Source organism: Streptomyces sp. NL15-2K (genome assembly GCF_030551255.1).
Lineage (GTDB): Bacteria > Actinomycetota > Actinomycetes > Streptomycetales > Streptomycetaceae > Streptomyces.
Map to the genome: position 1 here is coordinate 9,841,523 of NZ_CP130630.1, position 26,475 is coordinate 9,867,997.

21 protein-coding genes and 5 pseudogenes are annotated in these 26,475 nt (G+C 67.5%); 13 read left to right on the forward strand and 13 right to left on the reverse strand.

Annotation, left to right across the window (positions count from 1 at the left end; genetic code table 11):
* The first annotated feature begins 254 nt into the window (after positions 1–254).
* Positions 255–1,697 (forward strand): NF041680 family putative transposase, encoded by a 1,443-nt coding sequence (locus tag Q4V64_RS43765; RefSeq protein WP_124445864.1) that lies wholly within the window; start codon positions 255–257, stop codon positions 1,695–1,697.
* Positions 1,698–2,185: 488 nt separating this feature from the next.
* Here Q4V64_RS43765 and Q4V64_RS43770 read toward each other — a convergent pair whose 3' ends face one another.
* Complete coding sequence (locus Q4V64_RS43770) at positions 2,186–2,413, reverse strand: hypothetical protein (protein ID WP_172629655.1); 228 nt, start codon at positions 2,411–2,413, stop codon at positions 2,186–2,188.
* 143 nt (positions 2,414–2,556) lie between these two features.
* Between Q4V64_RS43770 and Q4V64_RS43775 the strand changes: the two genes are divergently transcribed.
* The 4 genes and pseudogenes from Q4V64_RS43775 (at position 2,557) to Q4V64_RS43790 (ending at position 7,886) form a co-directional block, all read left to right on the forward strand.
* A complete protein-coding gene (locus tag Q4V64_RS43775; protein WP_124445865.1) occupies positions 2,557–4,284 on the forward strand; it encodes a choice-of-anchor P family protein in 1,728 nt (575 codons plus the stop codon).
* Between the two features lie 174 nt (positions 4,285–4,458).
* Positions 4,459–4,716, forward strand: a pseudogene (locus Q4V64_RS55675) (transposase); the annotation flags it as partial.
* A gap of 652 nt (positions 4,717–5,368) precedes the next feature.
* Entirely contained in the window at positions 5,369–7,168 is a 1,800-nt protein-coding gene (gene ltrA, locus Q4V64_RS43785; protein WP_303714292.1) for a group II intron reverse transcriptase/maturase, read from the forward strand.
* A gap of 76 nt (positions 7,169–7,244) precedes the next feature.
* The gene (locus Q4V64_RS43790; RefSeq protein ID WP_172629657.1) at positions 7,245–7,886 is read left to right on the forward strand and encodes an IS5 family transposase; all 642 of its coding nucleotides are present in this window, start codon (positions 7,245–7,247) and stop codon (positions 7,884–7,886) included.
* Here the strand turns inward: Q4V64_RS43790 and Q4V64_RS43795 are convergent.
* Positions 7,843–8,394: pseudogene (locus tag Q4V64_RS43795) on the reverse strand (hypothetical protein). The gene Q4V64_RS43790 and the pseudogene Q4V64_RS43795 overlap by 44 nt on opposite strands.
* Before the next feature lie 174 nt (positions 8,395–8,568).
* On the opposite strand from Q4V64_RS43795, the pseudogene Q4V64_RS43800 reads away from it, so the two are divergent.
* The 3 pseudogenes from Q4V64_RS43800 to Q4V64_RS43810 all read left to right on the forward strand — a co-directional run.
* Positions 8,569–9,246 (forward strand): annotated as a pseudogene (locus tag Q4V64_RS43800) (IS110 family transposase); the annotation flags it as partial.
* Between the two features lie 53 nt (positions 9,247–9,299).
* A pseudogene (locus Q4V64_RS43805) lies at positions 9,300–10,981 on the forward strand (ISAzo13 family transposase); the annotation flags it as partial.
* Positions 10,982–11,497: pseudogene (locus Q4V64_RS43810) on the forward strand (transposase); the annotation flags it as partial. It lies immediately after the preceding pseudogene.
* Here the strand turns inward: Q4V64_RS43810 and Q4V64_RS43815 are convergent.
* The 7 genes from Q4V64_RS43815 to Q4V64_RS43840 all read right to left on the reverse strand — a co-directional run bounded on the left by Q4V64_RS43815 (position 11,494) and on the right by Q4V64_RS43840 (position 17,207).
* On the reverse strand, positions 11,494–12,348 hold the full coding sequence (locus Q4V64_RS43815; RefSeq protein WP_124438090.1) for an alpha/beta hydrolase-fold protein: 855 nt from the start codon (positions 12,346–12,348) through the stop codon (positions 11,494–11,496). The pseudogene Q4V64_RS43810 and the gene Q4V64_RS43815 overlap by 4 nt on opposite strands.
* Positions 12,349–12,462: 114 nt before the next feature.
* Positions 12,463–13,311 (reverse strand): hypothetical protein, encoded by an 849-nt coding sequence (locus Q4V64_RS43820; RefSeq protein ID WP_124438089.1) that lies wholly within the window; start codon positions 13,309–13,311, stop codon positions 12,463–12,465.
* Between the two features lie 239 nt (positions 13,312–13,550).
* Positions 13,551–14,048: a non-canonical purine NTP pyrophosphatase gene (locus Q4V64_RS55680; protein ID WP_124438088.1), complete on the reverse strand. Its 498-nt coding sequence runs from the start codon at positions 14,046–14,048 to the stop codon at positions 13,551–13,553.
* Positions 14,049–14,432: 384 nt separating this feature from the next.
* Positions 14,433–15,467 (reverse strand): hypothetical protein, encoded by a 1,035-nt coding sequence (locus Q4V64_RS43825; protein WP_124438087.1) that lies wholly within the window; start codon positions 15,465–15,467, stop codon positions 14,433–14,435.
* Entirely contained in the window at positions 15,464–16,495 is a 1,032-nt protein-coding gene (locus Q4V64_RS43830) for a GTP-binding protein (protein ID WP_124438086.1), read from the reverse strand. The genes Q4V64_RS43825 and Q4V64_RS43830 overlap by 4 nt, the downstream gene beginning before the upstream one ends.
* A gap of 5 nt (positions 16,496–16,500) precedes the next feature.
* Complete coding sequence (locus Q4V64_RS43835; protein ID WP_124438085.1) at positions 16,501–16,782, reverse strand: hypothetical protein; 282 nt, start codon at positions 16,780–16,782, stop codon at positions 16,501–16,503.
* Positions 16,783–16,796: 14 nt separating this feature from the next.
* Complete coding sequence (locus Q4V64_RS43840; RefSeq protein WP_124438084.1) at positions 16,797–17,207, reverse strand: Fur family transcriptional regulator; 411 nt, start codon at positions 17,205–17,207, stop codon at positions 16,797–16,799.
* Between the two features lie 597 nt (positions 17,208–17,804).
* Between Q4V64_RS43840 and Q4V64_RS43845 the strand changes: the two genes are divergently transcribed.
* Entirely contained in the window at positions 17,805–18,725 is a 921-nt protein-coding gene (locus Q4V64_RS43845) for a GTP-binding protein (protein WP_124438083.1), read from the forward strand.
* Positions 18,726–18,734: 9 nt separating this feature from the next.
* Here the strand turns inward: Q4V64_RS43845 and Q4V64_RS43850 are convergent, their stop codons facing one another.
* The 3 genes from Q4V64_RS43850 to Q4V64_RS43860 form a co-directional block, all read right to left on the reverse strand.
* Entirely contained in the window at positions 18,735–19,562 is an 828-nt protein-coding gene (locus Q4V64_RS43850) for a class I SAM-dependent methyltransferase (protein WP_124438082.1), read from the reverse strand.
* Between the two features lie 97 nt (positions 19,563–19,659).
* Positions 19,660–19,980, reverse strand: coding sequence for a metalloregulator ArsR/SmtB family transcription factor (locus tag Q4V64_RS43855; protein ID WP_124438081.1), 321 nt, complete (start codon positions 19,978–19,980; stop codon positions 19,660–19,662).
* Positions 19,981–20,045: 65 nt separating this feature from the next.
* Positions 20,046–20,348 (reverse strand): hypothetical protein, encoded by a 303-nt coding sequence (locus tag Q4V64_RS43860; RefSeq protein WP_124438080.1) that lies wholly within the window; start codon positions 20,346–20,348, stop codon positions 20,046–20,048.
* 546 nt (positions 20,349–20,894) lie between these two features.
* On the opposite strand from Q4V64_RS43860, the gene Q4V64_RS43865 reads away from it, so the two are divergent.
* The 4 genes from Q4V64_RS43865 to Q4V64_RS43880 are packed head-to-tail and all read left to right on the forward strand — an operon-like array spanning position 20,895 to position 25,739.
* Positions 20,895–22,478, forward strand: coding sequence for an ABC transporter substrate-binding protein (locus Q4V64_RS43865; RefSeq protein ID WP_124438079.1), 1,584 nt, complete (start codon positions 20,895–20,897; stop codon positions 22,476–22,478).
* Positions 22,475–23,473 carry an ABC transporter permease gene (locus tag Q4V64_RS43870; protein WP_124438078.1) on the forward strand — a complete coding sequence of 333 codons (999 nt, stop codon included), beginning with the start codon at positions 22,475–22,477 and terminating at the stop codon, positions 23,471–23,473. The genes Q4V64_RS43865 and Q4V64_RS43870 overlap by 4 nt, the downstream gene beginning before the upstream one ends.
* On the forward strand, positions 23,470–24,279 hold the full coding sequence (locus Q4V64_RS43875) for an ABC transporter permease subunit (RefSeq protein WP_124438077.1): 810 nt from the start codon (positions 23,470–23,472) through the stop codon (positions 24,277–24,279). Before Q4V64_RS43870 ends, Q4V64_RS43875 begins: the two co-directional genes overlap by 4 nt.
* Positions 24,276–25,739 carry an ABC transporter ATP-binding protein gene (locus Q4V64_RS43880; protein ID WP_124438076.1) on the forward strand — a complete coding sequence of 488 codons (1,464 nt, stop codon included), beginning with the start codon at positions 24,276–24,278 and terminating at the stop codon, positions 25,737–25,739. Before Q4V64_RS43875 ends, Q4V64_RS43880 begins: the two co-directional genes overlap by 4 nt.
* Here the strand turns inward: Q4V64_RS43880 and Q4V64_RS43885 are convergent.
* Complete coding sequence (locus Q4V64_RS43885) at positions 25,675–26,469, reverse strand: alpha/beta hydrolase (protein ID WP_124438075.1); 795 nt, start codon at positions 26,467–26,469, stop codon at positions 25,675–25,677. The genes Q4V64_RS43880 and Q4V64_RS43885 overlap by 65 nt on opposite strands.
* Positions 26,470–26,475: the final 6 nt, after the last annotated feature.

Sequence of the window (26,475 nt, forward strand, 5' to 3'; positions counted from 1 at the left end):
GTCTGTGCCGGGGACCGTGACCTGTCAGGGGCGGCGGCAAAGCGGGGCGTGGCCGCCTTGCTTTCCTGAAATGGGCCGTCGAAGGTGATGTCACTTGAGGGAGCGAAGAACCGCGTGGGTTCTTAGCTTGTTCCTTAACATCGGGCCCGGCCGTGTGGTCACTCTTTGGAGTGATCGCAGGGTATGAGGGCGGCCTTCCTCGTGATCCTGAACTCTGCGACGAGATCGCGGAGTTCACCAGGAAGGTCGTGAGGATGAGTGTGCTGGCATCGGCCAGCGAGCGGAACGCGCTTGAGGAACTGTCACGCTTTCGGACGGCCTTCTACGGGTGCTTGTCCGCGCGAGCGGATGCGTTCTTCGAGCTCTCCGACGTGCTGCTGTGCGCAGACGGGCCGACGCGGACGCCGGTCGAGCTGTCCCTGCTCGCCGAGCACCAGCGCGGCTACGGCTCGTTGTACGGCGCTCTGAACCATGGTCGGCTCGACACGAACGTCCTGCGTGACCTGCTGGTTTCCTTGCCGCTTCCGCGGTTCGACGGGCGGATCGTGCTCACCGTGGACGTCTCGCCGTGGCTGCGCTCGGACGCCGCCTGCTCGCCGGAGCGGTTGTTCTGCCTGGTCCACGGCCGCAACGGCCGCTCATCGGACCACGTGGTGCCGGGCTGGCCGTACTCGTTCGTCGCCGCGCTCACCCCGGACCGCACGTCGTGGACGCAGGTCCTGGACGCGGTCCGGTTGGGGCCCGCCGACGACGCCGCGGCCGTCACCGCCGACCAGCTGCGGGCCGTGGTCGAGCGCCTGGTCGCGGCCGGTCAGTGGCAGTGCGGCGACCGGAACATCCTGGTCGTGATGGACGCGGGCTATGACGTGATGCGCCTGGCCTGGGTGCTGCGCGACCTTCCCGTCGAGCTGGTCGGGCGCCTGCGTTCGGATCGCGTCCTGCGGCTGCCGAAGCCGCCGCGCGTCTATGACCCAAGGGGCGGCCGGCCACCCAAGCACGGACCGGAGTTCCGCCTGGCGAAGCCGGAGACCTGGCCGGAGCCGGCGGCGGTGACCATGAACGACACGCCCCGCTACGGCACGGCCGAGGCCCGTGCCTGGGACCGGGTCCACCCCCGGCTCACCCACCGCTCGGCCTGGATCGACCTGGACGGCGAACTCCCCCTGGTCGAAGGCACGTTGATCCGGCTCAAGGTCGACCACCTGCCCGGCGACCGGGACGCGCCACCCATCTGGCTGTGGTCCTCCGCGACCGGTGCCAGCCCGGCCGACGTCGACTTCGTCTGGTCCTGCTACCTGCGCAGATTCGACCTGGAGCACACATTCCGCCTGTTCAAGCAGTCCCTGGGCTGGACCCGCCCCCGGCTGCGCGACCCGCAGGCGGCGGACCGGTGGACCTGGCTCGTCATCGCAGCCCACACTCAGCTCCGCCTCGCGCTCCCGCTGGCAGCCGACCGACGCAAGCCCTGGGAGAAGACCACCCGCACCGGCACCGCGCTCACCCCGACCCGCGTCCGGCGCGGGTTCAGGAACATCCGCCCTCACCTGGGCAGTCCGGCCCGTGCACCCAAACCCACCCGGCCGGGGCCAGGACGACCACCCGGCTCCAGGAACCGGCACTCCGCCACCCGCTACGACGTGGGCAAGACCGTCAAACGACCCGAAACACTCGTCGCTCTGCGTGACAGCCGATGTTAAGGAACAAGCTTAGAAGCTGTATCTCAACCGATCATGGAACGTGCAGATCGAACAGGGTTCCTGGTCGAGTGATCTTCCGACTGGACGCGCATGAAGACAGGGCCTCTCGGTAGCTCGGGGATGCGAATCTGACCGAGCGACGCCGGGAGGCCCTGTACGTGCCCGCGCCTGTCGGCTTCAACTCACCCGCCGTGTCGTGCGATTGCCTCGCGCCCAGGTTCGGGAATGCGACCGATCACCCGGACCGGGAACGCCGGTATCCCTCGGACATGACGGACGTGGAATGGGCAGTGGTGCGGGATGCGCTGGCGGTTCCGGGGGGCGCCCACAGCCGCCCCCCGGGTGCCAGCGCGGCACGACCGACCCCGCGACCGGGGCCTTCGCCACGTTCGCCGACACCGTGCCCGTCGCCTCGCCCGGGCCGTCAACTGGCACATCCGCCGCCTCGTCCGGAGCGGCCAGGGCCTCGGCGAGCTGCATCCGGGCGATCAAAACCGACGTTCCAACACTCCTTCTGCCTCGGCGAGTTGAGCAAGAACCCGTTCCGCTTCCGCCCGAAGCTCCTCGGCCCGCACACGGGCAGCCGCTTCCCGCTCCTCCAGCAGTCCCATCACCGATGTCACGACCAACTCCGCATCGCCGAGCCCGAACTGAACGCCCGAACCATTCCGCGACACCTCGGAACCATGCCTGAGCAGCGGAAACTCAACGTTCACATCCGGAAAGACAACGGCTTCTGAACGTGCTGCGGGCGCTGAGCCACGCGTAACCCCGTCGGGCCTACACGAACGGAGCGACGAATCCAGGTCAGATGTGTGATGATGCGCTTAGCCGATTTGCTGGAGTCAACGGGGGACTCATGGGGAAGCGTCTTTTCGCACTGTTCGGATGTGTGATCCTTGCGGTGACGGCCGTAGTGGGGCTGAGCGCGACCGGCCACGCCGACCATGACGGTTGGCCGCCCAATCCGCCACCGTCGGCTTCCAGTGAGTTTTCCTGGCACTGGAACGGCGATGACGCAGAGCCTTTGTGCAAGATCGAGGGAAGCATCAGCGAAGAGGTGATCGACGAGAAAGTCGTCGTGACGGGATCTTTTCTCGGCTGTGATGGAGAACGCGAAGAGGACGTCGAGGGCCTCAACGTCAGCGGGTTCCATCGCGATGGAGAGCGCGCCGAGTTCTACGGGAAAACGTGCTGGGATCCTTGTAGTTGGTCGGTGGAGATTCCCTATCGAGGAGCCGGCCGGTACTACGGAATCGTCACGTTCGACGACAACGGCTACCTCGCCAATCACGGGGTGGATCCGCACGTAAGCCTGTCGGCGTACGTGACAAACACTGGCTCGAAACCCACGCCGACGCCGACGCAGACCCCCCTGCCGGTGCCGACGCCGACGCCCACGCCGACGCCGACGCCGGAGAAGATTGCGACGACTACTGCGTACACCGGGCGAATACGGGTTGTTAACGGTAAGGACTTCCCTGTGGTCGCCGCGCTCAGAGATGTTGATGGCAGCCCGGTCTCAGGTCGGACGTTGAACTTCGCTCTGGGAAGCGGAAACACACGGCAGACGTGTACCGGAACCACCGACAGCCAAGGGGCTGCCCGGTGCGTGATCAACTCAGTTGACCAGCCCGTCTCGCCCAAGGCTGCCCTGACCGTCGCCTTCTCTGGGGATGGGCGGTACAAGCCCTCGAATACATCGCAGCAGCTACAACTACAAACCCCGACGACTCTGGAGTACCGCGGCCCGACGCATCTCGCCAACGGCGAACCCGTCAAGCTGGCGGCCAAACTGACCGATTTCCGTACCCGCCCCATTGCCGGGAAATCGGTACGCATGAACGTCGGCAGCGGCTCGGCCCAGCAGTCGTGCGTCGGCGTCACGAACACGCAAGGAACGGCGCGGTGCAACATCTCCTCAGCTGACCAGCCCTTGACGGACTCGGCCACCGTCCCTGCTCAGGCACGCTTCAGCGGCGACGACACCTACCTGGCGTCCGAGGACGCGGCCACACTGAAGTTGCAGTACTTCACCGGCCGGGCCTACGGGGCCTCCGCCAACGTCACGCTCCCGCTGCTGCTCGGGATTGACCTGCCAGCACAGCCCGACACCTCCGCAGTGCGGACGGCGCACTCGGGCACAACAGCACCCGGCTGCACGGCAACCCTGTCGACACCGTTGCTCACGTCCGAGTCGCTGTGTCCGAAAGTGACGACCACCCTCAATCCCGGTGTCATCACCTCCAGCAGCACCGTGGAATCCGTACGGGTCGGCTTGCCAGGGAGTCCCGTGATCGAGATTTCCGGGCTCACCGCGACGGCCACCAGCCGATGTGGCTCCACCAGCGGCAGCACCACTATGAAGCTCGTGATCGGCGGTAAGACTGTTTCCGTACCAACGGCGCCGAACAGCACCATCGGCCTACCTGGCGGCGGTCAACTCGTCATCAACGAACAACACGACGCCGAAGACGCCGACTACGGCATCGAGGTCACCGGGGCACGCCTGACCGGCATGGCGAACCTCGCAGACATCGTCCTGGCCTCAACCAGCAGCGCCGCGCACAACTGCCCATCCCGCTAGGGCCTTGTCCGGCGGGTCAGAAGCTGCTGTCGTTCCGATCTTGAGGGTTGTGCGTCGAACGGGAGTCTCGATCGGGTGATCGCAGTTGGCCGTGGGCATGAGAACAGGGCCTCTTGGTAGCTCGGGGTTGCGAAGCCAACCGAGATCCAGGAGACCCTGTTGCCGCAGTTGTACGTGCTCGCGCCGGTGGAGTTCAACTCGGCTGCACCCACGTGTGATTGTGTCGCTCACCGGTTCGGGAATGCGGCCGATCACCCGGAACGTGTTCGGCGGTATCCCTCGGACGTGACGGACACGGAGTGGGCCGTGGTCCGGCCGCTGCTGCCGGTGCCGGGCTGGATGCGCGGTCGGGGCGGTCGGCCGGAGGCGTACTGCCACCGGGCGATGCTCGATGCGATCCGGTATCTCGTGGACAACGGGATCAAGTGGCGGGGTGCGACACGAGGTCGCACTGATCAAGTGGCAGAAGATGGAAAGGAGTTGATGAAGCCCAGGCCAGTGTCCATGGCCTGTCCCCTGCGTCCACATGCGTCGCTGGTAATGGCGGGGTGTGAAGCTGGACGATCACGCTCAAGAGCGTCCCGGCCATCGGGATGCAACAAGCAAAGGGGAAGACTGGACGGGCGAGCGAGAGCGAATCTCCGGCTATGCCTCGTGATTGCATAAGCTGCGCGATGGTGACGCAAGCGGCAGCTTCAGGACTCGGCGTGGAAGAACGCCAGGTGACCCTCGTGGACTCGCCGGCGAGGGCAGGACACCACCGGTCCCGGGGTAGAGGAGGCGCCCACCCCAGTCGCATCTTGTCAGTGCGGAACGTGGAAACCCCGTCGGGGTCCGGGATAGCCCCGGTTGTCCGACCGTGAGGGAGGATCAATTCCCCGGCGGGAACAGGATGGCCCAAGAAGCAAATGCCGACAGGCCGAAAGGCCAGGGGAAAGCGGACGGCACCCGCCCCGTATAACCCGTCGGATACGGGTCCGAGTGACCCGGCCTGAAAGGGCGCCTACGTGGGCCGGGTGAGCCTTTGAAGAGATCTGGTGAAGAAACCGGAGCCGAAGGGCAAGTTGGACGCAGGGAGGGGCTGATGGCTCGGCAGGACAGTGAGTCTCACCGTTCTTCCCGTGCGAACGGACCGGAGGACGTGCGACTTGACTGGCACAGCATTGACTGGGCCGCGTGCGAGGACCATGTACGGCGACTGAGACGAAGAATCTTCAAGGCGACTCAGGAAGGCGACCTGAAGAAGGTTCGCAGCCTGCAAAAACTCATGTTGCGAAGCCACTCCAACACGCTGATCAGCGTCAAGAGGGTGACGCAGCAGAGCGCGGGACGCAAGACCGCGGGCATCGATGGGGAAACGGCGCTCACACCGAAGGAGCGGGGCCGCCTCGCGGTCCAAGTTCAACGGTTTGAGCATCCCTGGAAGGCTCGTCCGGTCAAGCGAGTGTTCATCCCGAAGGCCAACGGAAAGAAACGGCCTCTCGGAATCCCTGTGATCATCGACCGCGTACTTCAAGCCCGGGTGAAGAACGCATTAGAACCCGAGTGGGAAGCGCGTTTTGAGCCGAGGTCATACGGATTCCGTCCTGGTCGGGGTTGCCATGATGCGATCGAGGCCATCTACAACACGTTGGGGTCCAAAGGGGCCTCACGTTTGTGGGTGCTCGACGCAGACCTCGCGGCAGCCTTCGACCGGATCAACCACGCTCGGCTTCTGGAAGCCCTGGGCCTGTTCCCTGGTCGGACCATGATCAGGGCATGGCTGCGGGCTGGCGTGGTTGAAGAAGGCCGCTTGATGCGGACGGACGAAGGCACCCCTCAAGGAGGAGTGATCAGTCCGCTGCTGTTGAACGTTGCCTTGCATGGGATGGAGGCAGCGGCAGGGAGCCGTTATCGGTATGCCGGTCCGGGCAACAGAGGTACATATACGGCCCGGGATGCCCCTGTCCTCGTGCGGTACGCGGACGACTTTGTGGCCATGTGCCACAGTGAGGAAGAAGCGCACCGCGTTAAGGCCGAGCTGGCCAAGTGGCTGGAGCCGAGAGGGCTGAGATTCAATGAGGAGAAGACCCGCGTAGTCCATGTGACGCAAGGGTTTGACTTCCTCGGATTTGGGGTCTGCCGTTTCGGCAGCAAGTTGCTTATCAGGCCCAGTAAGGACGCTGTCGAGAGAGTCCGGGAGAGACTCAAGGCGGAGGTGAAGGCGCTCTACGGCGCCAACGCCGGAGGTGTCTTGAGAAAGCTCACGCCCATCATTCGGGGCTGGGCCGCCTATTACCGGACGGTGGTGTCGTCCAGAGTCTTCGCTGATCTGGATAACTACATGTGGGTGCTCACTTACAAGTGGGCCAAGCGTGCTCACCCGCTGAAGTCGAGGGACTGGATCGTCAAACGGTACTTCGGCCGGTTCGACAAGACCAGGCGAGACCGATGGGTATTCGGCGATCGCATCAGCGGCGCCCACCTCGTCAAGTTCTCCTGGACTAAAATCTTTCGGCACACCCTGATCAAGGGCGCGGCATCATTGGATGACCCGTCCCTGATCGAATACTGGGAGAACCGCCGCCGACGAAAGGCGCCTCCGCCTATGGACAAGACGAGTCTGTCCCTGGCATACCGGCAACGGGGGCTCTGCCCTCTGTGCCGTCAGGCGTTGATCGCCGGAGCCGAGTACGAGCCGGACAACCCACGTGAGTGGATTGACTGGTTCGCGGCCTCGAAGAAGATGCTGAATAAGCATCACTTCGAATACCGGCGTGACGGCGGGTCGGACGAGAGAAAGAACCTGCGTCTCGTTCACGCCGACTGTCATCGTCAGCTTCATGCTGCGGATGGCAGACGGTCCCGAAAGCAGAGCACTGTGACGCCCTTGGGGCTTGCTTGAGCCGGTTGCCTGGAAAGCGGGCATGGCCGGTTCTGAGGGGGCCGGGGCACAGCAATGTGTCCCGGCTACCCGACCGATGCCTGGGGATTTCCCGCCGTGGGACCGGGTCTATGCGTTCTTCCGCCGCTGGCGTGACCATGGCCTGGTCCGCGAGCTCCATGACCGGCTGCGCGGACAGGTCCGCGAGAAGCTGGGCCGGGACGCGGAGCCGACGGCCGGGGTGATCGACTCGCAGTCGGTCAAGGCAGATGCCGTCGTCGGATCGGACAGCCGCGGCTTCGACGGCGGCAAGCTGGTCAACGGGCGCAAGCGGCACGTCGTGGTCGACACCCTCGGCCTGCTGCTCGCGGTGATGGTCACGAGCGCGGACACCGGCGACCGCGCTGCCGCCCACACGCTGATTGGGCAGGTGGCCGGCGCGCATCACCGCCTCGCCCTCGTCTGGGCCGACGGCGGCTACACCGGCAGCCTCGTCGAGCACTGCCTGGCCGCGTTCGCCATGGTCCTGACGATCGTCAAACGCAGCGACGACATGCGTGGCTTCGTGGTACTTCCCAAGCGGTGGATCGTCGAGCGGTTCTTCGCCCATCTGATGCGAACCCGCCGCCTGGTCCGCGACTTAGAGCGCCTCACCACCAGCGCCGAGGCGATGGTCTACTGGTCAATGATCCTGCTCATGACCCGCCGCCTGGCAAGGCCACGCCCGGCCCGAGCGTGAACCGGCCCGGCTGCTGCTCGGCCAGCCAGCCGCGGGCCACCAACCGCTTCGCCTTCGACCGCAGCGCCTCCACCCGCGTCGGCACCACCTCCATGCCGAAGGCGGCGGCCATCTCCTGGCAGGTCGCCGGGTCCTGTCTGAGCCGGGCCCGGTCCGCGAGCAGTTGCAGGATGCGCTGGTAGTCCACCGACAGCACCGACCAGGCCAGCCCCTGGCGCCACACCGGTACCTGCGACTTCGGCTTCGCCGCTCCCGGCGTCGACGATGCCGTTTCGGCCTGCCCGTCGGCGGCTGGTGCTGTCCGGTCTGCCTGGTCGTGGCCATGGCCGGTCTCGTCCGCAGGGGTCAGCACCTCGTCGACCCGCGAGCGGGCGATGGCCCATTCCTTTCAGTCCCGCTCGGCCAGGGCCAGTTCGGCCTGGATGCGGTCGGCCTCCTCCCGCAGCTCGTCCACGCGACGGCGAGCGGCGAGCTCGCGCTGTTCCAGCAGCCCCACGACCGACGGCATCCACGACCTCCACAGGAGCGGCGACACGACAGGCCACCACTCCCACGGGATCGCCGGCCCTATGCCCGACCAGCGGAAACGCAGTCCTCAAGCCCGGAAAGACAACAGCTTCTAAGGCCATGCCGGCGAGGTCGTCTGTGGCATGGACCTGCAGAGACGATCGTCTGGAGCACCATGAACCGGATCTGGGCCGGCATCGATAGCGGCAAGACCCACCACCACTGCCTGGTACTCAACGAAAGCGGCGAAACGCTGCTGTCCCGTCGCGTCGCCAACGACGAGCCGGAGCTCCTCAAGCTCCTTGCCTCCGTACTCGCCCTCGGCGACCAGGCGACCTGGGCCGTGGACATGGCTGGCGGCGAACCCGCTCTTTTACTCGCCCTGCTCGTCAACCACGGGCAGGAAGTGCTCTACATACCCGGCCGCGTGGTCAACCGGGCCAGCGACGGCTACCGAGGCGAGGGCAAGACCGACGCCCGCGATGCGCTCGTCATCGCTGACCAGGCCCGGATCCGCCGCGATCTCCAGAAATTTAGGCCCAACGATGAGGCCACCATCGAACTCCGGCTCCTGACGAACCGCCGCACCGACCTCGTTCGCGACCGCACCCGGTCCATCAACCGGCTGCGCTCCGCCCTGACCGGCATATTCCCTTCGCTGGAACGCGCGCTCGTCCTGACCAGCGCCGGACCACTCGTCCTGCTGGCCGGCTATCAGACGCCGGCAGCCCTCCGGCGCGTCGGGACCGCGCGGCTCACCCGATGGCTGCGCACGCGTGGCGTCCGCAGCCCGGAGGAGCTTGCGAAGAAGGCCGTGGAGGCCGCAGAGCGGCAGCACACCTCCGTTCCCGGGGCCCGTATTTCAATTAGTGCTCGGCAGAGGGGGTGTTGGTGGGAGTCTGAGATATGACCTCGTGTCTGTCAGGCCGCGTTGCCGCTCGTGCTCTGCGGGCCAAGTTCGATCAGATCCTGCCGCACTTCGATGAGCGCCGCCGTCGGTTGTACCTGGCCAGTGAGGCGACGGCCCTCGGCCGTGGCGGGATCGTCCGGGTCGCCGCCGCCTCCGGCACCAGTACTGCAACCATCGCGCGAGGTATGGCCGAGTTGGCCGGTTGCTCCTCACCGACCCTGCGGGTGCGGGCTCCAGGTGCGGGCCGCAAGCGGCTGACAGACACCGACCCTGGTCTGCTGCCCGCGCTGGAGTCGCTGATCGAGCCGCACACCCGAGGCGACCCCGTCTCCCCGTTGCGGTGGACCACGCTGTCGTTACGGGCCCTGGCCTCGACCCTCACCACACAGGGCCACCCGGTCAGCGCTTCAACCGTCGGACACCTGCTGCACACCCTGGGCTACAGCCTGCAGGGAACCGCGAAGACAACAGAGGGCATCAGCCATCCGGACCGCGATGCCCAGTTCACCCACCTCAATGCCACCGCCGCCGCGTTCCTCAACGATGCCCAGCCGGTGATCAGCGTCGACACCAAGGCCAAGGAATGGCTCGGCAACCGGGACCGGCCCGGTCGCACCTGGCGGCCGGGCAAGAACGCGATCAAGGTGGACTGCCACACGTTCACCACCAACGACCAGCCCATGGCGATCCCCTACGGGATCTACGACATAGCCAACAACAGCGGATGGGTCAACGTCGGCACCGACCACGACACCGCCCAGTTCGCGGTGGAGTCCATCCGACGCTGGTGGCAAAACCGCGGACGGGCGGACCACCCGAATGCCACCCGGCTCCTGATCACCGCCGACTCCGGCGGCTCCAACGACCCCCGCCGCTGGACCTGGAAAAGCAACCTTGCCACCTTCGCACGAGAGAGCGGCCTGGAAATCACGGTCTGTCACCTACCGCCGGGGACATCGAAGTGGAACAAGATAGAGCACCGGATGTTCTGTCACATCACCGCGAACTGGCGGGGGCGGCCGCTGACCAGCTACCAGGTCGTCCTCGAGACCATCGCCGCCACAACCACCAGGACCGGCCTGACCATCGGGGCCGAACTGGACACAGGCAGCTACGACCTCGGCATCAGCGTCACACCCGCCGAGTTCCACGCCCTTCCGATCACACCCAACACCTTCCACGGTGACTGGAACTACACACTGTCTCCCGTTCCACGACGAGCGCCAGACGCGCCGGCCACGACACACCGGGCCGACCCGGCCCTGACCGCGATGCTCACCGACCCGGCCCTGACCGGCATGTCACGAACCGCCTTCGAGCATCTGGTGGCGGTCTCGGAACCTTTCTGGGACGCCTTGGCCGAGGCAGCATTCCAGCGACGCTTCCACCGCCCGCGCAGCTACCGCCACCCACAGACCAGCAGCGTGGACCACACCCACCGGCTCCTTGCAGCCATCCTCCGCCGCCGCAGAGCGGTGACCATGACGTTCCTGGCCCAACTACTGGGCGTCAACCGCACCAACCTGTCCATCCAGTACCAGGACGCAAAACGGCTCCTGGACCTGCACCGGATCCTCGTCACGCCGATACCCGGATCGCCCGCCCGCACATTGGAACAGCTACACGCCCGAACAACCCCCGCGGGAACCCGTCGCTGACAGTTATTGAAATACGGGCCCCCGGTGAGGGGGTGATCGCCCAGCTCGTCCGGACGCTCGCCCAGGAGGTCGAGACCCTGAACGACAAGGTCGCCGAGGTCGACCGGCTCATCGAGGCCAGGTTCCGCACGCACGAGCTCGCCGAGATCGTGGCCAGCATGCCCGGCATCGGTCCGCTCCTGGGTGCCGAGTTCCTCGCCGCGATCGGCAACGGCCTGGCGGACTTCACCAGTCCGGATGGGCTCGCGGCGTTCGCCGGTCTGGCTCCGGCACCGCACGATTCCGCGAAGCGGAACGGCAACCTGCACCGGCCGCGCCACTACCACCGGGGGCTCCAGCGCGTCTTCTACATGTCCGCCCTGACGAGCGTGCGCTACGACCCCAACTCCCGGGCGTTTTACGACCGCAAGCGCGCCGAGGGCAAACGCCATACCCAGGCCGTGATCGCCCTTGCCCGCCGCAGAGTCAACGTCCTGTGGGCCCTGATCCGGGACGGCCGCTTCTACGAAGTCGCTCCACCCAAGCCCACTGGCTAGTTCGGGCGATCATCAGACCGCCACAACCAGCGCAAGGCATCGGGGAGCAGGACACCACCGTGGTTGGGGCTGTGGCCGCCATCACCCAGGACAAGGCGGAAGTCGTAGCCGGCTTCTGCGAGCGCTGCCGCGACACGCAAGTTGTCAGCGAGCCAGTTCGCCTCGGGCTCGTTCCAGCGCAGGTCACGATGGCCCGCCTGCAGGAAAATCCGCAGCGGCTTGCGGGGAACGCGGGGAATGACTTCGGGGTATGGGTTGCCGTCCGGCATCTGCGCGAAGCTGGACAGGTACCCGATGACGCGGCGGAACTTGTCCGGGCGTAGCCACGCCGCGGTGAAGGCGCAGTTGCCGCCGCTGCTGCCACCGCAGATGCCCCACTGATCGGGGTCCTCGGCGATCGAGTAGTGCTTCCTGACTTCGGGGATGATCTCGTTCAGGAGGAAGCCGACATACGAATCGTCGTATGCGTCGTACTCGGTGTTGCGGTTCTTCGGATTCTCAGCGTCGGGGAAGATGCCAGGGTCGACGAACACGCCGATGGTGACCGGGATGTCCCCGTGGTGGACGAGGTTGTCCAGGACTATCGAGCCGCGGATCTCCCCTCCGGGGTCCAGGTACCACCATCCGTCCTGGAACACCATCAGCGACGCCGGCTCGGCGGGGTCGTACTGCGCGGGCGCATGGACCCAGAACTTCCGTGACGTGCCCGGGTAGATCGCGCTGTCGTTCCAGTCGAACTCGATCGTCTCTCCGACGGGCACGTCTGGCTGTCGAGCCGAGTCGGGGCCGTGGGCGTAGCGAACGTCGGACTGGTCAACCGGAATTGGCTGGTAGGGCACCTCGATCGTCACGCGGGCCAACATAGGAGAGATCGCGACCGTCTCAAAGGGGTTTACGACCCACCCCAGACGGCTTGACTTCTCCATTGGGAAGCCACTTGTGCAACAGATCCCTGGGCGGCTTCGTTAGCCCGCCTGCAGCTCTGCCACGATGCGCTTCGTCTCACTCTGGGCAAGGCCCCGCCGGGGGTCGTCCGGATAGGCATGGGGGCCGAGGATATTCGTGCAGAAGAACAGCGACATGAGCTTGCCGTCCCGGCTCTCCAAATCCTGGCTTCGCTCACGCCGTACACGCTCAGCCACTTCCGGGAAGGCGAGGGAGTTCCCCCATAGCCATGCCGCATCCAGGCCCCGGGGAGCCATCCCCCAGTCCTCCCAGTCGAACAAGCAGAACCGTGACGCAGTCACGTTCGCCCAGTTCAGGTCCGCGTGCGCCGGAGACCACTCCCTGATCGTCGTATCAGAGACCTCCCGGAACGTTGCTTTGATCGCCTCAGTGACTCCGACCTGAGTGATCGCAACGGTGTCCGGTGTCGCAATACGCGTTGTGTGGTGGGCGGTCAGGGCATCCAGCGAAGTGTTCAGCGCCTCCCACCACTCATCTGGAAGCGCCAACACGGAATTCGGATCCACCGGTTCTCCAGGCAGCAGCTCGGTCTCGTCGGCACGCCACATCGCCGCTCCTGCCGGGTCGCTCCACGACAGGCCCTGGAGCCAAGCAGGCTTCGCGATACCGTCCAGAAGTGCGGCACACTCCGTGCCGTTCCAGCCCTGCCCCGTGACCTTTTCGAGCGGGCGTCGCTCGATCCGCACCCAGGTGTTGCGGTCCGTCCGCGCACCAACCGTTCGGCGCTTCCGGACCACCGTCTCCGGGGCCACGCGCACGCCAAGAGCACGCTCCACGCGTACGAGGGCTTCATCGACTGGCTGAACGCGTAAATCGACAGGGGCGACTGTGGGTGATGGGGTTGTCATAAAGCTCCTTGCGTGCTGTTCCCTGACGCTAGCAAGAACGGGTCAAGTCCATGGAGGTGACCGTCACGGCTAACGTGGCCGCGGCGGCTGCTGAGCGCGAGTGTGCGCACCTTGTCGTCTACCCTGCCGCACTGTCCAGAGGTGCCAAGGAGCCAGCAGCATCCGAGCGATGGGCGGTCGACCATACTCAACCACGGGCGCCTGTCTTCCTGTCCTCTGAGGTGATCACCGCCGCAGCGTCAATGGGCCCGGGCAAGCCATTGTCCCAGGGCTGCGACGATGGAACACTTCGCCCACTCGGCAAACACTTGCTCCTGCTCGGCAGGGGGCAGCGCCGCGAGGGTCGCTGTGGCGCCCTCTGGAACGAAGATCGACCAAAGGTCCGACCAAGACCGTGGTCCATGGCCGCGATCCGGGGTAGCGGCGATGGAGCCCGGCTTCCGGGAGTCGTCCGCGAAGGTGTGGAGATCACCCTGCTCATCGACGTAGACGGCGGCACTCGCGAACCGGCATGCCCGGTTCTCCGTAAGGTCTGCGAGATGTGTAAGCCCAACCGATCCGAAGGCTTCGAGGGCTTGCTTGACCATGGGCCCCGGCCAGCCGCCGAACTCTTCGATGTAGAAGCCTGAGTCCTCGACAAAGAGTGGTCGCCTGACTGGCTGTTCTCTATCCGTTCGCATGGTCGGCCCGATTCGAACGGAGTGCTGGATCGGGTGAGTTGGCCGGTGCGGAGGCATGACAGAAGGGCCTCTTGGTAGCTCGCGGTTGTCGAGTCCAGCGAGGAGCAAGAGGCCCTGTTGTCGAAGTGTCGCGTGGTCGCGGTTGCCGGGTCCAGTCTGTCCACTCCTGGGTGTGACTGTCTCGCCCACAGGTTCGGGAACGCGGCCGACCGGCCGGAGCGCCGGCCCCGGTACGGCTCGGACATAAGCGATGCAGAGTGGGCACTCGTGCGGGACCTGCTGCCGGTGCCGGGATGGCTGGCGGGCCGGGGCGGGCGTCCGGAGGGCTACTGCCACCGGCAGATGATCGACGCGGTGCGCTACCGCAGCAGCAGCCGCGGCAGACGACCAGGGTGCACGGGCGGTTCGCGGCACTGACCACTGACCATTGCACCGGCCGGTTCACAGTGCCGTCCGTGAGGGCAGGCCGTAGGCCCGTATGCGGCCGTCGCGGTGGGCGGCGATCAGCAGGTGCGGTCCGGCCCAGGCCAGCGCGGCGACCGCCGAGTGGACGTCGTCCAGCGTGCGCACTGGCCGTAGTCGGTTGGCGGGCTGTCCGGCGGTGGCGTGCCACAGGGCTACGGTTCCGTCGTGGCCGCCGCTGGCGAGGTGTCCGGCGGGGCCCGGCCGCCAGGCGAGCGCGGTGATCGTCTCGTGGCAGCGCAGTTGGCGCGGGGCGGTGCCGGCGGGGCCCTTGCCGGAGAAGTCCCAGACCGTCAGGTCGGGGGCGCCGTCGGCGGCGAGCCAGCGGCCGGTGTCGTCGAAGGCGAGGCGGGAGACCTTCTCCGGGTAGCCGGACATGGTCAGTTCGCTGCCGTCGCGGGTGCGCCAGATGTGGATGGAGGCGTCCTGGTTGCCGCTGCAGATCCACTTCTCGGTCGGGGCGACGGCGAGCGCGAGGTGCGAGCCGATGTAGGGGTAGGTGACGACAGGCTGGGCAGTGTGGCGCTCGTGGCCGCGCACCGCCCCGTACGCGGCCACGGCCAGCCGCCGTCCCCGGCGCAGCCAGGCCAGGTCGGTGACGGTGGACGCGGCGGGCTCCGTTCGCCACAACTCGTCGCCGTCCGCGTCGAGTACGAGCGCCATGCGTCCGGAGGCGACCGCGACTCGCTCGTCGTTGGCCCAGGCTGCGGCGGAGGACCAGGCGCCGGATTCGCGTACGACGGTGCGGCCGTCCGAGCGCCGCCATAGCGCGTACCCCATCGGTCCGGTGACCGCCAAGTGACCGGCAGCTGGGGATAGTCGCACCTTCAGGGTGCCGCCGGGCAGGTCGAGTGCTCCTGTCTCGGCGCCCATGGCGGCATCGAGGACTCGTACCGTGCCCTCGGCCCCGGCGACGGCCACGAGGTCGCCGCGTGCGCTGAGCGCGACGGGTGCGTCGTCGATGGTGATCTCCCAGGCGAGGGTCAGTGCCTGGTCGGGGGCGGTGATGCTCACGCGGCGGCTCCCGCGGTGGCCAGGCAGTCGGCGAAGCCGCGCTCCAGTTCGTCGCGGTCGAGGTTGCGGCCGATGAAGACCAGCCGGTTGCGGCGGGGTTCGTCGGCCCGCCACGGGGCGCCCTCCTCGCCCATCAGCAGCATGTGGACGCCCTGGAAGACGTACTGCCTGCTGGAACCGGCGATGGCGAGGATGCCCTTGGAGCGGAAGATGTCGGCGCCCTTGGTGCGCAGCAGGGTGCCGAGCCAGGCGTTGAGGCGGCGGTCGTCGACCTCGCCGTCGAGTTCGATGCCGACGGAGGTGACGGTGGTGTCGTGCTGGTGCTCGGTCTCGGTGAGGAAGGACGGGTCGTCCTTGAGAACCCGGTCCAGGTCGAAGGCGCCGACGTCGAGGATCTGCTTCAGATCGACCTCGGCGTTGCGGGCGCGCAGGATCTGCACCGGGGCGTTGATCGCCTTCACCCGCGCCTCGACCTCGGCGAGGGTCGCCTCGTCGGCCAGGTCGGTCTTGTTGAGCACGATGCGGTCGGCGAAGGCGACCTGCTCGACGGCCTCGTTCTCCACGCCCTCGGGCTTGACCTCGTCCAGGTGCTGGAGGACGTGGGCGGCGTCGACGAGGGTGACGATGGCGTCCAGGCGCAGCTGGGCGGCGATCTCGTCGTCCATGAAGAAGGTCTGGGCGACGGGCGCGGGGTCGGCGAGGCCCGTGGTCTCGATGAGGATGTGGTCGAACTTCTCGCGGCGGCGCATCAGGGCGCCCAGGATGCGGATGAGGTCTCCTCGGACGGTGCAGCAGATGCAGCCGTTGTTCATCTCGAAGATCTCTTCCTCGGAGTCGAGGACGAGGGCGTCGTCGATGCCGATCTCGCCGAACTCGTTCTCGATCACGGCGATCCTGAGGCCGTGGTGTTCGGTGAGGATCCGGTTGAGCAGAGTGGTCTTGCCGGAGCCGAGGAAGCCGGTCAGGACGGTGACGGGTACTCGCTTGTCGACTTGTGCGCCCGCCGGCGTCGCTTCGGTGGTCGTCATCAGGGTCAGGCTCCTTCGGGTGTGGTGGTGAGCAGGGCGGCCTTGAGGTCGTCCTCGGTGATCTCGTCGGTGGGCTGGTGCAGGGTCCAGCGGCGGGGCGGTCCGTTCATGGGGAGCACGCCGACGACCGTCTCCAGGGGCGGGCAGCCCGGTTCGGTGCAGGTGAGCTGGCGAATCACGACGGCGGTGTCGTCGTCGAGGTCCAGCACAGCGCGCACGATCTCCTTCAGCTCGCGCAGGTGCGGGCTCGGTGCGGCGGGGTTTCCTGGCCCGAATCCCAGGGGCATGTCGGCACCTCTCCTCAATCGGTGGCGGGTTGGCAGTCGGCGCAGACGCCGGTGAGTTCGACGGTGTGCTCTACCGCGGCGAATCCGGAGTCGGAGGCGATCCGCCCGGCCCACTCCTCGACGACCTCGGAGTCCACTGGCCGACTGCTGCCGCAGGCGCGGCAGATGAGGTAGTGGCGGTGGCCGTCGCCTGGCCGCCACCGGTACAGCCGTTCACCGGCGCCAGCTTGGACGACGTCGACCGCGTCCGCGGCCTCCAGGTCCCGCAGTCCTCGGTACACGGTGGTCAGCCCGATCCGTGTGCCGTCGGTGGTCATGCGTGCGTGCAGATCCTGAGCGGAGACGAAGTCGCGGCAGTTCGCCAAGGCTTCCAGAAGGGCCGACCGCTGCCGGGTGGGCCGCTGTTGGGTCGTCGGGTCGCTCACACCAACCTCCTAGTGCCGTACCCGAATCAGATGAAAATGAAATCCATAACCATATGAACGTTAGCTCATGTATGGGTGGGTGCGCTAGTCAAAGTGGGTGCGCCCCGCTGATCAGGAGGTTCTCGTCGACCTGTTTCTCATGGGCGGCTGGTGGCAGGGCTTCCGTCAGCCGAGCAGTAGTAGGTGGCTAAGCGTGCGCTTCTCGGGCAGAGGGCCGGGGTGGATGAGGGTTGGTACGGAGTGGGAGTGCCGGTCGGGCCGCGTGGTCCTCAACGGTCCGCCCGCACGCGGAAATTGCATGACGAGGTCGAGCGTCTACTGCCGGCTCGGTGATTGGCATCTGCGCCTCGTTGTCGAGGCGCTCAGTCGCGCGGCCCACCGGGTGAGCGGGTAGGCATCGCAGAGCGACTCGGGGGTTCCGGGGCTGACGAGTGGCTTCAATGCTCCAAGTTGGCCATGTTTTCCGGCTTGAGTCGGCCCCCTGGCGGATGTAGGGGGAGCGTTTGGGTGTTCCAGTCTCGTCTGGCCCCACCTGGCCCTGGGAGGGGAACCGTCGCGGTAGGCCATCCAGTCGTCTGAGGATGCACGGGGAAACCGGTGGAACGTCCGTTGCTTCTGCTCGACGTGGACGGGGTGCTCAACCCGTTCGCTGCCCCGGCCTGCCAGGAGGGCAACCAGGTGAGCTGTTCGGCGATCAGTGCACCCGTGGTGGTCGGAGTCGAGGCGTCGTCGTTCATGGTGGACGTCGGTTGCGTTCATCAGGCGGTACGGCTGTGGAGCGGATGTGAGTGCGGTGAGGCCCTGAGCCCGGCCGAGGCCGCCGTTCGGCAGGTGGAGGCGGCGGACGTACTGCTCGTGCCGGCTCCCGCGGGCGGCGACGGCGAACAGGCGTCTGTCGCGGCCGCGTTGGCCTCCCAGCTCAACCCACGTGCCCGCCTCGTAACACCTCCGGACATCGACGGAGCCGGGCCCGAGCTGCCGGCCTCGCTCGTCCGGGCCGCGCCTCCTGACGCCGAGGGTGAGTGGAAGGCGCGACTTGAGCCGGTGACGGTTCCCGCTACGCGATACGGCGCCGGCCGAGGAGTGGAGACGGTGCTCTGGCGGTCCCGCCGCCCCCTGCACCCCGGGCGGCTGGCGGACGCGCTCCCCGTCGCGATGCGCGGTGTTGTCCGCGGCCGGGGCCACCTGCGGCTGTGCAGCCGTCCCGACTCCGTCGTGACCTGGCGTTCGGCCGGGGCCCACCTGGAGTTGAGGGAGGCGGACCGCTGGCTGGAGTCGGCGGACGCGCGCGCCTGGCAGGCCGTATCCCCGCAGCGGCGCGCCTTTGCCTCCTGGTTCTGGGACGACTACTACGGCGAACGCCGCAACGAGATCACCCTGACCGGAACCAGCCTCGACGGGCCGGCGATCCGCTCGGCACTGGACGCGGCCCTGCTCACCGATGCCGAGCTGTCACTGGGCCAGGAGGGCTGGACCACGGTCCCGGACCCGCTCCTTGGCAGTGCCGGTACCCGGTGACCGTGTGCGTCAGGGCAGGCGGACCAGGCTGAGCCGGTACTCCTCGACCTGAGGCAGATACTGCGCGGCGAGACCGCTCAGCATCTCCTGGGTGGCGGCCGGAAGTTCGTCGTACATCGGGGCGGGAAGGCTGCTGAGCGTGTGGGAGGCCAGTACCTGGGCTCCGGGCCGCCACTCGGCGAGCCCCGCCGGATCGGCGCAGGTCCACTGCATCCGGGCCTCCACCTTGCTGAGCGCGTCGTGCTGGTCCTGGGTGCCGACGATGCCGGGGCCGGCGGTGTCGAGGGCCAGCGTCGAGCCGGGGAAGTGCCTGGCCAGCAGGTCGATGACGTGGTGGACGTCCACCTCGGTGAGGAAGGGCAGCACGGCTTCCGCGGCGAAGAAGTACGGGCCGCCGGAGTCCGCGGCGACGGTCTTCGCCCACGCCTCGTCCGTGACCGACGCGGCGATCATCGTGCGGCGTGACGTGTCGGCGAAGAAGGCGCGGCGCAGCTCGATCACGTCGGGCAGATCGAGCTCGAACCAGCGGGCCCGGCCGTTGTCGGCGCGTTCATAGCGGGTGTTGAGGCCCGTGCCGATCTCCACCACGGTGCCGGCGGGATGGACGGCGAGGAAGTCGGTCACCCAGCGGTCGAACAAGCTGGTGCGCAGGACCGCACCGGTCAGGCTGGGTAGATCGTCGAAGCGGGCGAAGCCGTAGTCGATCGCCGCGACGATCTCCTCGGCGCGGGGGTCGGCGAGGATCGCGTCCTCCTTGCGGCTCTCCACCGCCCGGCCGTACAGCGGGATCAGAAGGGTTTCCTGGACCGTGCCCAGGTCTGCGCCGCGCTGCGTCATGACCGCCTCCCCAGCTCTCACGAGTGGGGGCGACATTAATGAAAATGGATCCGATTAACAAGAGATGCCCGGCGCCGTGGTGCGCGACGGCGCCGGGCTACTCCTGTGCGTGCCGGATGGCGTCCAGCACGATGTGGGCGACGTGGTCGTCGGTGAGGCAGTACTGGATCTCGCGAGCTTGCCGTCGAGTCGTCACGATGCGGGAGTTGCGCAGGACCCGAAGGTGCTGGGAGGCCAGCGGCTGGCTCACCCCGAGGGCGGCGACCAGTTCGTGGACGTACTTTCCGCCCTGGGACAGCTCGCGCACGATGCCGAGGCGCACGGGGGACGCCAGCGCCTTCAGTAGGTCACTGGCGGCCTGCAGGTCGCGTAGCGGCTCGTCCGTCAAGGCCGTCGAAGAGGGTGGAGTGGTCGTCACATGCGCACATTAGCATGTGGCAACGGTTTTCGGTTGCCGTTCCGTTTTGCCGAAGGTGCCCCGGTTCAGTGGTCGTCCCAGTGTCCGTCGTGGGCGGCGTGACGGTGGCCGTCGTGCACGTAGTCGACGTGGTCCTCGTGCGGTACGGCGACGTGGCCACAGCCCTCGCCGTGCTCGTGAGTGTGGCCCTCGTGGCTGGCGTGGCCGGTCTTCGCACACTCGTCGACGTGGTCCTCGTGGACGCGGTGGAGGTGGCCGTCGTGGGCGTAGTCGGTGTGGTCGCCGTGCGGGATGGCGACGTGGCCACAGCCCTCGCCGTGGGTGTGGGTGTGACTGTCGTGCGTGCGGTGTTCGGTGGCGGTGGTCATCTCGTGCTCCTGGTCGCGCTCTTGGGTTGCCTGTGGCTCGTGCTCCGCAGGCCGTGCGTGGCGACATTAACATATGGCGATCCATGCATGTGAAGTCCATGCGTTTCCGGGCGCGGAAAGCAGTCCCCCGTTGCCCGCGTGGCCGCGGCGGCCGGTGTGTCACGCAGGCCAAGGTCCAGGTGCTCCAGACACCGAACTCGTCGGCCCTGTCACGCTGTCGGTGTACAAGCCGGGGCCCGACCCCTTACGGATGGTGCAAGCAGCACGAGCCGAGAGTTGAGAAGCGGCCCGCAGCCCGAGGCGACCAAGCGGCAGGTCCGACCGTCTCCTGATGCCGGGACAAGCGAAACGTGCCTGGCCTGCAACCGCCGAGGCCTGTCTTCCGGAGGCCGCCGTCAAGGCGAACCTCGCCATAAGATCCGCCACCGAACGCCCTATGGCCGCAGAGGAGTTGACGGGACTCACTCCTCGCCTCTATCTTGAAAATCGTTTTCATTAAGTTGGTTGTGGCATGTGGTGCGCACAGGCGAGCGAGAGGCTGATCTCATGGCAGGTGGACTGACCCGTCGGCAAGCGCTGCGCGCAGGCGCTTGGGTGATGGCAACGGCCGGCGCCATGTCCGCCACTACCTCTTGTTCGTCCAGCGAGACCGCCTCATCGGCGAGGTCCTCAGGCCCGCCCAGACGAGGCGGCACGCTTCGCGCCGCATTCGTTGGCGGTGGCGCCGCCGAGACCCTCAACCCGTACCGCGGGTCGACTGCGCTCGACTTCTCACGCGCCAGGGCCTTGCACGCGTCCCTGGGCGACCTGGACCCCGGCGCACCGGAGGGTGTCCGCTACAACGTTCTCTCCGGGATCGACATCGCGCCGGACCTGTCCCGATACACCCTCCGGCTCCGGCCGGGGCTGACTTTCTCCGACGGCTCCAAGCTGACCGTACGCGACGTGATCTACTCGCTGGACTACGTGGCGCGCAACGCCACTACACCGACGTACAAGCTCTTCGCCGCGGACTTCGATCTCGACGCCGCTCGCGTGGAGAACGACCACACCCTGGTGTTGCCGACCTCTCGGCCCGTCACCGACGGACGCACCTTGCTCTGCTTCGGAACCAACCTTGTGTTCAAGGAGGGGACCAAGGAGTTCACCGCGAACATGCCGACTTCCGGGCCGTTCCGGCTCACCGAGTTCGAGGCAGGACGCGGCGCCACACTCGTCCGAAACGACAACTTCCGGGCCCCGGGCGGCAAAGGGCCGTATCTCGACGGCCTGGAGCTGCTGTCCATCTCCGACGCCGAGGCCCGGCTGAACGCCCTGCGCGGCAAACAGGCCGACTTCGTCCATCAGTTGTCTCCGGCGCAGGTGCGCACCTTGCAAGGAGACACCTCGATGAAGATCACCGAGTCGCGCCCGCCCTCGGTGACGGCGCTGACGTTCTCCCTCAACATGTCGGCGCTGCCGTTCAACGATCCGCGAGTGCGCAGGGCCTTCAAACTCGCCGTCGACCGGCAGCAGATCCTTGACACTGTCCTCTTCGGGCGGGGAACGCTCGGCAATGACCTCTTCTCGCAGGGCTTTCCCGATTACGACCGCACCATCGAGCAGCGGCCGCACGACCCCGACCAGGCAAGGTCACTGCTGCGCCAGGCCGGCGCGGAGAAGCTGTCCGTCACTTTGACCACCGGCCCGGAGTTGCCGGGGATGGTGGAGACCGCCACGTTGTACGCGGAGCAGCTCAAGAACATCGGTGTGACCGTGAAGCTCCGCGAACTGCCCGCGGGGCAGCTCTTCGCCGACCCGGCCGCTTACGCCAGGCTTCCCTTCGTCGGCAACTACGGGCCTCCGGCGCCGGCCTTGCTCTACTACCAGATCACCTCCGGCGCCGGGAACCCCTACGCCTTCGGCTGGAACCGGCCTGACATCGACCGCAAGGTGGTCGCCGCCAGGTCCACTCCTGGTGCCAAGGCCAACGCCCTGAACCATGAAATCCAGCGCACGCTGTGGGACGAGGGAAACGCCGTCATTCCGGTGTTCAAGCCGGACGTCAGCGCCCAAGTGCCCAACCTCATCGGTGTCGAGAAGGGTCTGTTCGAGCAGTTCCCGAGTTTCGCCGAGGCTTCGCTGCAATGACGGACACCGCCACGGGCTGGGGCCGGTTCGTCCTGCTCCGACTGCTGGGCACGTTGGTTGCTCTCCTCGCGCTCTCCGTGGTGATCTTCGCTGCCACCGAGATCCTTCCGGGCGACGCCGCCGGAGCGATCGCTGGGACCGGCGCGTCCGCGGAGCAGGTCGCGAAGGTCCGCACCGAGCTCGGTCTGGATCAACCGGCGGCCCAGCGATACGCGGAGTGGATCGCCGACGCGGCCTGCGGCGATCTGGGCACCGCCTACCTCGGGAGCCGGGACGTCAGCGACGTCCTGGCCGACCGCATACCCGCGAGCCTCCTGCTGGTCGGTCTGGTGTACCTGCTGGCCGTCCCATGTGGGGTGTTGCTCGGTGCGGCCGCCGGGTTCGGCTCGGTCGGCGGTCGGCGTGGTCGGTCGGCTGACCGCATGATCTCTGTCCTGCTGCTCGGTGCCATCGGGATGCCCGAGTTCCTCCTGGCCGGGCTCCTGCTGTCCCTTGTCGCCGTAGGCCTTGGTCTGGTCCCGGCGGTCTCCCTGGTGCCGCCCGGCACCAGCCCGCTCGACGTGCCGGAAACCCTGGTCCTCCCCGTGCTGACGCTGGCTGTGCTCGCCACCGCAGCCGTCGCCCGGCTGATCAGAGCCTCGGTGGCCGACGTGCTGGCCACCCCGTACATCGAGTCGGCGAGGCTCTCCGGAGTACGAGGATGGGCACTGGTCATCCGGCACGTGCTGCCCAATGCGCTCGCCCCGACCGTGCAGGCCCTCGCGGTGAGCACCGGTGGCATGATCGGCGGCACCGCCGTCGTGGAGTCGATCTTCCAGTATCCCGGCGTGGGCAGCACACTGCGGAGCGCGGTCGCGGCCCGGGATGTCCCGCTCGTGCAGGGCATCGCCCTCACCCTGTGCGCGATCACCCTGCTGGTTCTGCTCTTCGCGGACCTGGTGACCAGGCTGCTCACACCCGCCCAGCGCACGGCTTCCGCCGGAGCACCGTCATGACGGGCCGTCATGGCCGTCCGGTCCTGTGGCTCGCGGGGGCAGCCGCGACGGCCGTGGTCGCCCTCGCACTGCTGGGCCCTTTCCTGGCCGGTTCACACACGGCGTCGGTCGGCGTGCCCTTTCTGCCACCCGGTGGTGGGCACCTGCTGGGCACCGACGTCCTGGGCCGAGACGTGCTGAACCGGGTACTGGCCGGTGGCTGGATCGTCGTGGCGCTCGCGACCGGCGCGACCGTGCTGGCCACCACCTTGGGCCTCGTCCTCGGGGTGCTGTCCGCGCTGGCGCGGCGTCGCAGCGGTGAGCTGCTGTTCCGGGGGCTCGACGTGCTCGTGGTCATCCCCGCCGTTCTGCTGCTTCTCGTGCTCGCCACCGGCTTTCCCGGCAGCGACCTGGCCGTGCTGCTCGCGGTCGCTCTCACCACGGCCCCGCTCTCGGCACGGGTGGTGCGGGCAGCCGCCCAGCAGGTGGTCACCACCGGCTATGTCGAGGTCGCACTGTCCAGAGGGGACAGCAAGCTGACGGTGCTGGTCAGGGACATCCTGCCGAACATCCTTCGTCCCGTGCTCGCCGACACCGGCCTGCGCTTCGTCGCCGCGGTCTACCTGACCTCCACGGCCGGCTTTCTGGGGCTCGGCGCCGGGGCACCGGCAGCCAACTGGGGCCGAATGGTGGCGGAGAACCTCCCGGGCGCGTCACTGACGGTGTGGCCGCTCGTCGTACCGACCGTACTGCTCGTGGTGTTCACCGTCGCGGTCAACCTGCTCACCGACGAACTCGCCCACCGGATCGACAGGGGGGACACATGACCGACGCGGTCGCGGACATCGAGAACCTGTGCATCGGGCCGGAGAGCGGCGGGCCGGATGTCGTGGACTCGGTCCGGCTGAGTGTCGCCCGGGGTGAGGTGCTCGGCCTCGTCGGCGCCTCGGGCTCGGGCAAGACGACGGTCGCCCTCAGCCTGCTCGGTTATCTCAAGCCCGGGCTGACGCTCAGGTCCGGAACGGTCCGGGTCGCGGGCACCGACCCTTTTGTCACTCCCTCGCTGCGCGGGCGGTTCGTGTCCTACCTCGGTCAGGACCCGATCGCGGCGCTGAACCCGGCCCGCCGCATCGGTGGCCTGCTCGTCGAGACCACGCGCCGGCGCCTGCCCGGCCGGGAGGACGGAGATGTACGCCGCGACGTCCGCCGGCTTTTCGAGCGCATGGAACTGCCGACGGGCGACGACTTCCTCAAGCGCTACCCCCACCAGCTCTCCGGCGGCCAGGCCCAGCGGGTCGCGCTGGCCATCGCGCTGTGCGGCAGTCCCCGACTGCTGGTACTGGACGAACCGACCAGCATGCTGGACGCGGCCACGGCCCGCGACGTACAACGCCTGCTCGGCACTCTCCTCGCGGACGGAGAGACCGCCACCGTACTGGTCAGCCACAACCCGGGGCTGGTGTCCGCACTCGCCCACCGCGTCGCGGTGATGAGCAAGGGCACATTGGTGAGTACCGGCCCTGCGTCGGCCACAGCCGGCGTGCCGCATCGCCGGGCTCCCGTGACCGATGTCGAACGGCCGCCGCGGCTCGTCATGGAAGACGTATCCGCACGCCACGGCCGCACGACCGTGCTGGAACGAGTGTCCTTCGGCATTCCCGCAGGCGGTTGTCTCGCCCTGGTCGGGCCTTCCGGCAGTGGCAAGTCAACCACCGCTCGCTGCCTGATCGGCCTGCACCGCCCGTCCACCGGCACCATCCGTCTCGACGATCAACCACTGGCAGCGGACAACCGGAGACGGTCAGCTCAGCAGCGCCGTGCCATCCAGTTCGTCGCCCAGGACTCCGCGGGTGCACTCAACCCACGCGAAACGGTTCGCGCGGCGCTTCAGCGGCCGCTGCGTGGCGCACGACGGCTGGACAAGCAGACCGGCGACGCCGAAGTCACCGAGCTGCTGGCACGGGTGGGGCTGGCGGAGGACATCGCGAACCGGCGCCCTGGCCAACTCTCCGGCGGCGAACGTCAGCGGGTCAATCTGGCCAGAGCCCTCGCCGCCCGCCCCGAGATACTGGTCTGCGACGAGATCACCTCCGCGCTGGACACCTCCACCGCGGCCACTGTGATGGACCTGCTCGACACGCTGCGCCGCGAGCTCGACCTCTCCGTCCTGCTCATCACGCACGACGCGAACCTGGTCGCCGAACACGCCGACCGCGTGCTGGTCATGTCGGCAGGCCGGATCGTGGGGACCGGTGCTCCAGCTCCGACGACGTACGCAGGAACCTGACCACGATGTCCCGCGTGGTCGCGGGCTGTTCCAGGTGCGGTGAGTGACCACAACCCGCCAGCTCGGCGCGACTGATCGGCCCGTTGACCCCCCTCGCGATCGCGTCGAGCTGGCCGAGAGTGCCGTACTCGTCCTGTGTTCCCTGCACCAGGAGAACGGGACACGAGATGTCCTGCAAACGGTCTTCGATGTTCCAGTCGGCGAACTGCGGGGAGAGCCAGACCTCCGACCACGACCGGAAGACGGTGTCCGGGTCGTCGTGGAAGACCGCCAGCCTTTCAGCGAGTCCGCCGCTGCTGAACCGGCACCTGGCCCTGGCGATGCCCCCCAGGGTTTCGGGCTCGACGAAGACGTGCGGCGCGATCGCGACCACAGCGGCGGTGGGGAGCCTGCCGGCGGCAAGGAGAGCGATCGAGGCTCCGTCGCTGTGCCCGATCAGGATCGGCCGGCGCAGCGACAGCCGTGCCAGCACTTCGGGCAGTACGTGATCGGCTTCGTCGTGCAGGTAGCTCGTGGAGCGCGCGGTCGCGGGCGGTGCCGAGCCGCCGTGCCCGTGCCGTGAGTACACGAGAGCGGACCGTCTCGTCTCCTTGGCGACAACGTCCGGAAACCGCGACCACATCGCGGCGCAGCCGAGCCCCTCGTGGAGGAACACGAGCGGTTCGAGATCCGGGTCACCGTCGATCAGCCGGCATTCGACCTCGCCGCCGGTCAGGTCAAGGCGCAGCACGTCGCC